We start from the raw sequence: 10,743 nt of genomic DNA, 5'->3' as shown, positions 1-10,743 counted from the left end.
CGTCCGGAATGAAATATCGCGGGGTGGAGCAGCCCGGTAGCTCGTCAGGCTCATAACCTGAAGGCCGCAGGTTCAAATCCTGCCCCCGCAACCAATCTTCCCAAAAAGCCCGCCTCGTGCGGGCTTTTTGTTTGGTAACAGCTCGAGAATTTGACGCCTCATCTGCGGCCCGCAAGAAGGCAAAGTCGACGCAGCCCGGACGAAAAATTCCTGAATAATTCTTCCGAACCGACACTATACCATCCTCTAAAGCCCGCAAAATAGCGGGCTTTTTGCGTTTCTGCGAGACAGGAGCGGTAGTCCCCCAAGTTGCCATCGATTTTCAAGTGATGACGAGATAGTTGCTAAAAGGATAATATTCTAATATACCTAGCTCAGGCGCACCTTATATTTTCGTAGTAGCAAGCAACGTCCGTCCATCCGGCGGCGCCTATTATCCTATTCAGCGAGCAGTTCGATTTCATGAAGTAGATAAGATTTATAGGGGGGAATCATGCGAAAATGGGGATCTTCTCTACTGACGTCTCCGCATGGGAGGCGTCGTATTCTATCGGCAATCTCCGCGTTGCCCGCGTTCTGCGCGCTGCTGTTTTTAGCCGGGGTTGCGTCCTCGCAAGCGCCGACCGACGAACAGCGCGACGCGATCAGGGCAGAGTGCCGCTCCGATTTCATCGCGAAATGCTCGGGGGTGACGCCGGGAGGAATCGAGGCGCTCACCTGCCTCCAGCAGCATAGCGCCACACTTTCAGCCGGCTGCCAGAAAGCGGTTTCGGCGGTGAACGTCAAACCCAAATCGACATCCGCGGAGCCAACGCCGGCGCCAGCGATCGGCGCGCCGCCGCACCAGCCGACTGAGGCGCAGCGGAATGCCCTCAAATCGGCCTGCCAGCGCGATTTCATGGCGCAATGTTCCGGCGTCACTCCGGGAGGTGCGGCGGCTCTCAGCTGTCTGCAACAACATAACGCCGCTCTATCGATGCCATGTCAGCAAGCCGTCGCCGCATTGGGGGGATCGGCGGCACCGACAACCAACGATGCGGCTGCCACCGGTGCGATCACCCCGGCCCCACGAGCAATGATGCCGGCCTTGTCGCCGCGAGAGGAAGTGATGATCCTGCGGGAAACCTGCGGCGCGGACTTCCGCGCCTTGTGCCGCATGGTCCCTCTAGGCGGAGGGCGGGGCATCGCCTGCCTGCGCGACAATCTAGAGCGCGTATCGCCGGAGTGCCACCGCGTGCTCACTTCGGGATTGTAGCGCCCGTTCGACGCTTGATCTCATAAAGAGGTCGTCGCGCCCCGGCGAGAAATTCGGTGCGCGACCCCACGAAGACCGGCAAGCACGCGTTGCCTGCCGGCTGCATGGCATCTCTCACATTTCAAGTCCGGCTGCGGAATATCCATCAGCGGCCATCTGCAATTCGATGAAATCAATGACGACACGAACGAAAGGCATTGCCATGTCATCGACTTTCCCTTTTCCGCTATTGAAGCGGATGCTTATCTATGCGTCGGTTTCTGCCGGTTTGGTGCTGCCGACGAGCGCTTGGGCGGATGATGCAAAAGAGCTGCTCAAGAAGATGTCCGATTTTCTGACGGCGCAGAAGACGATCTCCTTTACATATCAATCATCGCTCGAAGCGGTGACGCCTGCCTTTGAGAAGCTCCAGTTCGTGAGCTCGGGGACCGTGAACCTGACCCGTCCCGATAAGTTGCGCGTGACGAGGACCGGCGGCTTCGCGGATATCGACGTCAGTTTCGATGGTTCGTCGCTGACGGTACACGGCAAGAATCTCGACGCCTATGCGAAGATCGATGGCAAGGGTTCGCTCGATGATCTTATCGACCGCCTGATGACAGCGGGTGTCGAAGCGCCGGGCGCCGATCTTTTATCCTCCAACGTCTACGGCGAGCTCATGTCCGATGTGACGGAAGCCAAGCATATTTCCAGTGCTTTCGTGGATGGCGTCGAATGCGAATATCTGGCCTTCCGAACGCCTGAGATCGACTGGCAGATCTGGATACAGACCGGCGCGCAGCCCATCCCGCGCCGTTACGTCATCACCAGCAAGCACGTCGTCCAGGCGCCGCAATACATGCTCGAAATCAGCGATTTCAAGAGTGGAGCAGATGTCGCGGCCGTTTCCTACAACATCGAGATTCCCGGCAGTGCCAAGACGGTCGATCTCAGCGAGCTGCAATCGCTCGATGAGCTTCCAGCGGCTGCCGATGCGGGAGAAGCGAAATGACCTATAACAAGCTGCTGTTCATTCTCGGCTTGGCCGGTGTCCTGACATTTACCGACCTTCGCGTCGAGGGCCAAGGTTCCATGGCGCTGTCGATCGGGTTCGCCACGCCGGCGGGCGCCGTCATCGGCAGGCCGTTGACGCCGCTCTCTTATGCGGGCGTTGCCCGCAGAACGACGCGGCGGGTCGTGACGCGGACGGCGACGACCATCGCCGTGCTTCCGGCAGGCTGTCTCTACGGTGCCTATTATGGCGGCTATTATTATCGGTGCGGGTCGTCCTATTACGCCAAGAGCGGGAGCGTCTATGTGCAGGTGATCGTGCAATAACTGCCGCGATTGCTTTACCCGACGTTCGATATCTCCGTTTCCGTCACCCTCGCGGCCGCGTTTACGGTGGCTCCGCGCCGCTTCCAATATTCCTCGAGGCGCTGCAGCAGCACGTAGAAGGAAGGAACGAAGAGCACGGCGAGGCAGGTCGAGGCGATCATGCCGCTGAAGACCGATATGCCGATCGACTTGCGGGCCGATGCGCCGGCGCCCGTCGCCAGCACAAGCGGCAGGACACCGAGGATAAAGGCGAAGGACGTCATCAGGATCGGCCGGAAACGCAGCCGGGCGGCCTCGACGGCCGCTTCCAGGATTTCCATGCCTTCCGCCCGTTTTTCACGCGCATATTCGACGATGAGGATGGCATTCTTGGCCGCCAGCGCAATCAGCAGGATCAGGCCGATCTGGGTATAGAGATTGTTGGCCACGCCTGCTGCCGTCAGTGCCGCCACCGTGCCGAGCAGGGCGAGCGGCACGGCAAGTATGACTGCCAGCGGCAGGATCCAGCTTTCATATTGGCCGGCGAGCACGAAATAGACGAGCAGCATGGCGAGCGCGAAGATGAAGTAGATCTGCCCGCCCACGGCTTTTTCCTGATAGGAGAGCGCGGTCCATTCGAAGCCGGCTCCGGGCGGCAATGTATGGTCGGCGATCTGCTCCATGACCTCGAGCGACTGGCCGGAACTGAAGCCGGCGGCCGGTCCGCCGACGATGGTGGCGGTGGGATAAAGATTGTAGAGGCTGATCAGCGAGGGGCCTTCTGTCGTCGTGACATCGATCACCGTGCCGAGCGGCACCATCGTCCCGTCGCCGGCCTTGACCTTCAGATTGCGGATATCGTCGGGGCTGACGCGGAAATCGGAGGCGGCTTGCGCATAGACCTGGAAGGTGCGGCCGAATTTGTTGAACTGGGTGACATAGCTCGATCCGACATAGCCGGAGAGTGCCGAGAAAACCTGCCCCACGGTAATTCCCAGCGTCTCCGCCTTGATGCGATCGACGGAGACCGCAAGCTGCGGCACGTTCGAGCGAAACGGCGTGCTCAGCCTTTGCAGCGATGACTGGGCATTGCCGTTCTTCACGATCGTATCGGCAAGCGATTGCAGCAGCGGATAGTCGGAGACGCCGTTGCGGAGTTCGACCTGCATGGTAAAGCCGTTGGCATTGCCGATGCCCTGTATCGGAGGCGGTATGACCACCAGCGTTTTGGCGGTCAGCACATGCTGCAGCGCGTCGTTCAGATGCTGATAGATCGACAGCAGGTCCTGCCCTTTCTCCTTGCCGCGCTCGTCCCAATCCTTGAGAATGACATAGGCGACGCCGGCATTCTGCAGGCTGGCACTGTTGTCGAGAACCGAAAGGCCGCTGATGGTCAGCACCTGATCGACGCCAGGGGCGGCCTCGGCGATCTTGCCGACCTCTTCCATGACGGCATCGGTCCGCTCTTTCGAGGCGCCATCGGGCAATTGCGCACTGATCAGCACATAGCCCTGATCCTCGATCGGCAGGAATGCCGTCGGCAGGCGCGTGAGCCCCCAGACGGCGACGCCGATCAGCACGAGTGCTGCGATCGCCATGATGCCGCTGTGACGGGTCATCGCTCCGACCAATCCGGCATAGTGGCGTTCGCCCCAGTCATAGCCCCGATTGAAGCCGCGATAGAAGACGTTGCGTTTCTCGGGCGGCACCGGTGCTCGCAGCCAAAGAGCGCATTGCGTCGGTTTCAGCGTCACGGCATTGACGGCGCTGATCAATGCGGTGGCGGCGATGACCAGCGCGAACTGCCGATAGAGCTGCCCGGTCAGGCCGGGCAGGAAGGCGGCCGGAATGAAAACGGCCATCAGCACCAGCGTGATGCCGATGACGGGGCCGAGCAACTCCTCCATCGCTTTCTCTGCCGCCTTGCGGCCCGACATGCCGGCCTCGATGTGCCGGGCGACACCTTCGACGATGACGATGGCATCATCGACGACGATGCCGATCGCCAGAACGATGGCAAACAGCGTCGACAGATTGACCGTGAAGCCCAAGGCCGCCATGGCCGCGAAGGCGCCGATGATGGTGACGGGAACGGTGGTCGCCGGCACGAGCATGGCCCGCCAATCCTGCAGGAAAACCAGAATGACGATGAGAACGAGCACGCCCGCCTCGATCAAGGTGACGTAAACCTCGTCGATGGAGGCCTTGACGAATTTCGTCGTATCGAACGGCAGATGATATTCGAGGCCCGGCGGGAAATTCTTCGAGAGCTCCGCCATCTTCGCATTCACCGCCTGCTCCACGGCAATGGCGTTGGCTTCCGGCAGCTGGAAAATGCCGATGCCGGCCGCCGGCCGGCCGTTTTGCGTGAAGGACTGGCTGTAGGTCTGGGCGCCGAGTTCGACGCGGCCGATATCGCGCACACGCGTGATGCGGCCGCCCTGTCCGCTTTCGACCTTGACGACGATGTTCTCGTAGTCGGCCGCTTCGTTCAGCCGGCCGTTGACATTCAGCGTGTATTGGAAGACCTGCCCTTTCGGCACCGGCGGAATGCCGATCTGGCCGGCGGTGACCTCCTGGCTCTGCTGCTGCACGACATTGACGACATCCTGCGGCGTCAGGCCGCGTGCCTGCAGCAGGTTCGGATCCATCCAGATCCGCATGGCATATTGGCCGGCGCCGAACACCGTCACGTTGCCGACGCCAGGCAGGCGGGCGAGTTCGTTCTGCAGATTGATGACGGCGTAATTCGACAGGAACAGGCTGTCATAGCGGCTGTCGGGCGAGGCCAGGCTGACGAAGCCGAGGATGGCGGTCGATTTCTTCTGCGTCGTCACGCCTTGAAGCTGCACCGCTTCGGGAAGCGATGACATTGCGATCGCGACCCGGTTCTGCACCAGAACCTGCGCCTGATCCGGATCCGTTCCGATGGCAAAGGTCACGATCAGCGAATAGGTGCCGTCGCTGGCGCTGGTCGACTGCATGTACAGCATGTCCTGCACGCCGTTGACCTGCAGCTCGATCGGCAGCGCCACGGTGTCGACGAGGGTCTGTGCGCTGGCGCCGGGAAAGCGGGTCGTCACCTGCACCGTCGGCGGGACGACATTTGGATACTGCGCCACTGGCAGCTGGAACAGGGCAACCGCGCCGACCAAAACGAACACCAATGCCAGCACGTTGGCAAGCACCGGACGCTCGATGAAAAAACGCGAGATCATGCTGTTGTCCTCAGACGTTCAGATGAAGCGTGACGGCGAATTCATTGCGTGGTGGTGTCGGCCTTGGCATCGCCAGCGGCGTTGGCCGTCGGGTTCATTTCCATCTTCTCGGGGCTGACCTTGCTGCCGGGTATGGCCAGTTGAACTCCCTGGGTCACCACCCAGTCAGCCGGATCGAGGCCGGATTGGATGACCCGGAGCGCGCCCTCACGCTGCCCGATCTTGACCTGTTTCTGCTCGATGACATCGTCCTTCCCGAGAACCAGTACGTAGGTGCCAAGCTGGTTCGTTCCGATCGTGTCGTCGCGCACCAGTAGAGCCTTGTCATCGTGGCCGACCGGCACCCGAACTCTGACGAAGAGGCCGGGCAGCATGGCGTGGTCCTTGTTGTCGAACAGCGCGCGCACCTGAAGCGTGCCTGTGGAGGCATCGAGTTGAGGCGACACGTAGTCGAGATGTCCCTTGTGCGGATAGCCTTCCTCGGTCTGCAGACCGATCTCCGCAGGGATGCTTGGAAGGTCCGTCTGCCTGAAAGTATGTCCTTGCTTTGCCAGGGTTTCCTTGATCATCAACACCTGCGTTTCGCTGACGTTGAAATAGGCATAAAGCGGATCGGTCTGGACGATGCTGGCGAGTTTGGTGGGGCCGGACACGCCGACCAGCGTGCCGATGTCGACGAGGTGATCGGTGACGATGCCATCGAAGGGAGCGAGCACCTCCGTGTAGCCGAGGTTGATCGTCGCCAGATCGACATTGGCCTGGGCGTTGAGAATGGCGGCATTCGCCTCGTCGAGAGTTGCCTTGGCACTGTCGACCGCGGTCTGGGTGGTGACCTGTTGCTTCGACAGATTGAGCTGACGGTCATATTCCAGCTTCGCGCCGACCTGCGAGGCTTGTTGTGAGGCGAGTGACGCCTTCGCCTGATCCAGTTGCGCCTGATAAGTGTCGCGTTCGACGCCGAAAAGCTTGGTACCCTTCTTCACCATCATGCCGTCCTGGTAATCGATGGATTGGATATAGCCCTGGACACGCGCCTCGATATCGACGGCGTTGAGCGGCGCCGTATTGCCGGTGAGCTCGAAATAAAGCGTGACCGGTTGCTGGACGGGCTGTGCGACCCGAACCACGGCAGGTGGAGGAGGAACATAAGTGTTCCCGCTTTCCTCACAGCCCACGAAAAGCGCCAAGCCGGCAAGTGTCAGAAAAAATCGCAGACCCTGATGCAATCCCCCACGCATTGCCGCCGCCTCGACATGTCAAGAGCCCAGTTTTCGCTGCGTGCCTCGACGGCGGCCCCCACCGGCCTGCCGAAGGTTCAAGGCATGCGATATTATGTCGCGGCATTGCAAAAAATTGCAATAGTCCTTGATGCACAATTGAACTGCTTCGCAGTGTCGAAGGAGCAGTGTGAAGGTCTGCCAGTCTCATCGGAGATCGTAAGCCGGCTACGGTTTACCCAGCCGTTCGAGGGCGGACTGCAACGGTGCGTCGGAAACGCGGACCAGGCCGATGTAAGGATTGGCCATGTCCGAAACCAGGAAGACGGCGCCGGCGACGGATAAGGCGCAGACGAAGAGAATGGACAGCACTGTGGGATTCGGCGGTGCCTGGAGTCCGAAGGTCGTGAAAAGCAGCGAGAGCCAACAGACGAGAACGGCAAGGAAGGCCCAGGGCAGGCCCTCGCTGCCGGATTCGACCAGCAGCCAGTGGGTTTCGGCCACCGTGCCGCTCACATCGAGAGCGCGCGCCTGGAGGGAATGATGCATGGCATCGCGCGGCGACAGCGATCGAAGGTCGCCTTGAACCGCCTCAATGTCCTGGTATTCCCCGGGCGCTTTGCGCGATGGCTCGTCGGTGGTCTCGGCACTCCAGCCGCGGCTCAGCCGCCTCTCGATCAGCTGGCGCAGTAACTGGCGGGCATGATCGGTCTCCGGGCCGTATTGCGCCATGACGCGGTCCAGCAGCAGAACCCGCGCAGCCGCCGTCCTCATCTCGACTTCGGCATCGTCATAGCTCGATTTGGCGGATGCGATCAGCAGACCGAGGGCCAAGGCCGACAGCGTTCCGACCACCGCGGTTGCGAGCCTGATGGCATCCTTGGATTCCGGGCTGAGATGATGATCCGGCAAGCGGCCGCGCACCATCATTCCCATCGATGTTGCCGCCGACAGAAAGACAAATACAATCCCGCCAAGCAACAGTGAGCTCAACTCCGGTCTCCATATAATCTTGACGATCCTGCAAGCTGCGATGCTTGCAAGCTCTATACAAGAAATGCGGTCATCATAGCGGAGGACCGACGGAGCGTGGAACTCTTTACTTCTCTGTTCTCGGGCGGAGATCACTGCTGGAAGATGAGAAGCACGTAAGCCAGGAAAAGCACCAGATGAACGGCACCCTGCATGAGATGAGTGCGACCGCTGGCGAAGGTAATGATGCTGACGGCAAGGGTGAGCAGGAGCATCACCAGATCGCTGTGTTCCAGCCCAAGGGTGACCGGGTGTCCGTAAAGACGGCTGACCACGAGCATCGCGGGTACGGTCAGCCCGATCGTCGACAGGACTGAACCCAGAAAGATATTGACCGCGCGCTGAAGATTATCGGCGATGGATGCGCGCACGGCGCTGATCGCCTCGGGCGTCGCGACAAGGATGGCCATGACAACGCCGCCGAAGGCGGTCGGCGCGTGCAGGGTTTCGATGATGTAATCGATCGGCCGCGCAAGCTGTTCGACCAGAAAGACCACCGGACCCATGTAGGCGAAGAGCAGAACGGCATGCGGCCAGACTGGCCGGTGCGGAAGGGCGTGTTCGCCTGGATGTGCGTGGCGATTGGCGTCGGTCGTGAAATAATCCTGATGGCGGCCAGCCTGGAGAAACAGGAATGTGGCGTAAAGGCCGACCGAGACGATGCCCAGTATCAATTGCCGCGGCGCCGATGGATGCTGGCCGTCCGGGCCGGCAAGAAATGTGGGCATGACGAGGCTGAGCGTCGCCAGTGGCACGATGACGCCGAGATAGGCGTTGGCGCCCTGGAGATTATGCTGTTGTTCCGGCCGCCGCCAGGCGCCCAGCAGCAATGACAGGCCGACCATGCCATTAAGGATGATCATGACGACCGCAAACAGGGTGTCGCGCGCAAGCGTGGGATTGTTCTCGCCGTGAATCATGACGGCGGAGATCGCCATGACTTCGATCGAGGTTATGGCGAGCGTCAGAATGAGCGTGCCGTACGGCTCCTTCAGCCGCTCGGCCAGATGATCCGCATGCCGGACGACAGACAGGGCGGAGCCGAGAACGACCGCAAACAGCCATCCGAAAACCACGGCGAACCAAAGCGGATCGGGAAGCCGACGGAAGAGCTGCTCCGGAAAGGCGAGAAATATCAGGCTGGTTGCGATGCTGACGCCGAGGAACCATTCCTCGCGCAGACCGGTCTCGCCGACGGTGCGCAGTGCGGGCCTGTCAGTCATCAAGACCGCCGCAATTCCGCAAATTCCGCCGCAATGCGATCATCAACACCATGGTCCCGCCCGCTGTCCTGCCCGCCACATAAAAGGAATCGAACGAGGCCGTCCAAAAACCAGACAGCCCAACCTTCATGCGGAAAGCCTTTCGCCTTTGTCATTGAAACAAGCTCGACCCAAGCCCGGCCCTTGTCGCCATCCAGAATACAAAAGGACCGTACCTCACGCCAGATGCCACGTGATCGAGGCGCAGACGCTGCAAGCCAGGCAGGACTTTGTTATTCGCGGCCGGTCGCCGGGATCGCAGCGCCGGTGACGACGGCTGCGGCGGGCGAGATCAGGAAGGCGATGAGCCGGGCGATCGACTGCGGCGATACCCAGGCGTGCGTTTTTGCATTGGGCATGGCAGCCCGATTCTCGGGGGTATCGATCGTGCCTGGCAGAATGCAGTTGGCGGTGATGCGGTCGTCGCGGCATTCGGCGGCAAGCGCTTCCGTCAGCCGGATGACGGCAGCTTTCGAGGCTGCATAGGCGGCCTGGTTAGGACCGGCCTTCAGGCCGGGCATCGCAGCGACGTGTACGATGCGGCCGTAGCCTGCCGCCTTCATCGTCGGGAGAACCGCCGCGCTGATCGTCAGCGCGGTGCGGGCGTTTGCCGTCATCATGGTATCCCATTGCGCGGGGGCTTCCGGCCCGACCGGGCCCATCTGAAACCCGCCCACGGTGTTGACCAGAGCGCCTACGCCGCCGAAGCGCTTGACGGCTCGGGCGACGGCGGCGGCGCAGGAAGCGTAATCGGTGAGCTCCGTTCCGGCGATCGAGAGAAACTCGGCGGACGCAGGAAGCTCGCCGGCCAAAGCTTCCAGCTCCTGGCTCGAACGGTTCATGCAGACGAGTTTTACGCCGGCGCCGGCAAGCTCCCGGACAACGGCGCTGCCGAGGTTGCCGCCGGCTCCCGTGACGATCACGGCTTTCTGGTCGTTCATGGCAAGCGATCTCCTGACGGTGCCGGTGCTGGACGCCGCGCATTGTTGGTCCAGGCTGCGCCGCAACGCAACCCCTGCGCAGCCGCGCCAGTCAGGTATCTTGAGAATGCGGGCGGAGCTGAAAGCTCCGCCCGACATCATCCCGGTCTCGTCTACTAACCTTCAGTGATACTTTTCCCGTTCGCGGCCGAGGATGACCGGCGCATCCAACCCAGAGATCGGGCGGGTGACATCTGCCGGGATGTCACCGGTGAGCTGCAGGTCCAGGTAGCGAGCGCAGCAGACGCGCAGGAAGGATGTGAAGTTTCCGAGATCATGGCCGGCATCGATCGATTCATGGTGCAGCCGAGTAATCAGCTGCACGACGTTCATTCCGTCGCGCCGGGCAATCTCCTCAAGCTTCGACCAAAAGAAGTTCTCCAGCCTGACGCTGGTGACCATGCCATCGATGCGCAACGACCGGGTGGTGCTTTCCCATAGCCGCGCATCCGCCTTGATGAAGAGTTCACACATGTCGCCCTC

General features: G+C 61.1%; 9 protein-coding genes and 1 tRNA gene. 4 read left to right on the top strand and 6 right to left on the bottom strand.

Annotation, left to right across the window (positions count from 1 at the left end; all coding sequences use genetic code 11):
- The first annotated feature begins 17 nt into the window (after positions 1–17).
- The 4 genes from HJC00_RS31015 (at position 18) to HJC00_RS31000 (ending at position 2,572) form a co-directional block, all read left to right on the top strand.
- A tRNA-Met gene (locus tag HJC00_RS31015) sits at positions 18–94 on the top strand.
- Between the two features lie 399 nt (positions 95–493).
- Positions 494–1,255 carry a cysteine rich repeat-containing protein gene (locus HJC00_RS32915; protein WP_259671782.1) on the top strand — a complete coding sequence of 254 codons (762 nt, stop codon included), beginning with the start codon at positions 494–496 and terminating at the stop codon, positions 1,253–1,255.
- 202 nt (positions 1,256–1,457) lie between these two features.
- A complete protein-coding gene (locus tag HJC00_RS31005; protein ID WP_221123657.1) occupies positions 1,458–2,246 on the top strand; it encodes a DUF2092 domain-containing protein in 789 nt (262 codons plus the stop codon).
- Entirely contained in the window at positions 2,243–2,572 is a 330-nt protein-coding gene (locus HJC00_RS31000) for a hypothetical protein (protein ID WP_210629704.1), read from the top strand. Before HJC00_RS31005 ends, HJC00_RS31000 begins: the two co-directional genes overlap by 4 nt.
- A 14-nt stretch (positions 2,573–2,586) precedes the next feature.
- Here HJC00_RS31000 and HJC00_RS30995 read toward each other — a convergent pair whose 3' ends face one another.
- From HJC00_RS30995 to HJC00_RS30970, 6 genes are all read right to left on the bottom strand, one after another.
- Positions 2,587–5,769, bottom strand: coding sequence for an efflux RND transporter permease subunit (locus HJC00_RS30995; protein ID WP_221165115.1), 3,183 nt, complete (start codon positions 5,767–5,769; stop codon positions 2,587–2,589).
- Between the two features lie 41 nt (positions 5,770–5,810).
- Positions 5,811–7,007, bottom strand: a complete 1,197-nt coding sequence (locus HJC00_RS30990; protein ID WP_221165114.1) for an efflux RND transporter periplasmic adaptor subunit — start codon at positions 7,005–7,007, stop codon at positions 5,811–5,813.
- A gap of 207 nt (positions 7,008–7,214) precedes the next feature.
- Positions 7,215–7,979: a DUF4239 domain-containing protein gene (locus tag HJC00_RS30985; protein ID WP_221147812.1), complete on the bottom strand. Its 765-nt coding sequence runs from the start codon at positions 7,977–7,979 to the stop codon at positions 7,215–7,217.
- Positions 7,980–8,110: 131 nt separating this feature from the next.
- Positions 8,111–9,241: a calcium:proton antiporter gene (locus HJC00_RS30980; protein WP_210629708.1), complete on the bottom strand. Its 1,131-nt coding sequence runs from the start codon at positions 9,239–9,241 to the stop codon at positions 8,111–8,113.
- Positions 9,242–9,513: 272 nt separating this feature from the next.
- The gene (locus tag HJC00_RS30975; RefSeq protein WP_210629709.1) at positions 9,514–10,221 is read right to left on the bottom strand and encodes an SDR family NAD(P)-dependent oxidoreductase; all 708 of its coding nucleotides are present in this window, start codon (positions 10,219–10,221) and stop codon (positions 9,514–9,516) included.
- Positions 10,222–10,383: 162 nt separating this feature from the next.
- Positions 10,384–10,734 carry a ribbon-helix-helix domain-containing protein gene (locus tag HJC00_RS30970; RefSeq protein WP_210629710.1) on the bottom strand — a complete coding sequence of 117 codons (351 nt, stop codon included), beginning with the start codon at positions 10,732–10,734 and terminating at the stop codon, positions 10,384–10,386.
- Positions 10,735–10,743: the final 9 nt, after the last annotated feature.

The organism is Rhizobium sp. NLR22b (assembly GCF_019685295.1).
Classification (GTDB): Bacteria; Pseudomonadota; Alphaproteobacteria; order Rhizobiales; family Rhizobiaceae; genus Rhizobium.
The sequence above is the reverse complement of the archived record's forward strand: the minus strand, read 5'-3'. Positions and strand labels throughout refer to the sequence as shown.

Coding starts and splice junctions, on each gene's coding strand:
- HJC00_RS32915 (WP_259671782.1), top strand. CDS start 494: ATGCGAAAATGGGGATCTTCTCTACTGACGTCTCCGCATGGGAGGCGT.
- HJC00_RS31005 (WP_221123657.1), top strand. CDS start 1,458: ATGTCATCGACTTTCCCTTTTCCGCTATTGAAGCGGATGCTTATCTAT.
- HJC00_RS31000 (WP_210629704.1), top strand. CDS start 2,243: ATGACCTATAACAAGCTGCTGTTCATTCTCGGCTTGGCCGGTGTCCTG.
- HJC00_RS30995 (WP_221165115.1), bottom strand. CDS start 5,769: ATGATCTCGCGTTTTTTCATCGAGCGTCCGGTGCTTGCCAACGTGCTG.
- HJC00_RS30990 (WP_221165114.1), bottom strand. CDS start 7,007: ATGCGTGGGGGATTGCATCAGGGTCTGCGATTTTTTCTGACACTTGCC.
- HJC00_RS30980 (WP_210629708.1), bottom strand. CDS start 9,241: ATGACTGACAGGCCCGCACTGCGCACCGTCGGCGAGACCGGTCTGCGC.
- HJC00_RS30975 (WP_210629709.1), bottom strand. CDS start 10,221: ATGAACGACCAGAAAGCCGTGATCGTCACGGGAGCCGGCGGCAACCTC.
- HJC00_RS30970 (WP_210629710.1), bottom strand. CDS start 10,734: ATGTGTGAACTCTTCATCAAGGCGGATGCGCGGCTATGGGAAAGCACC.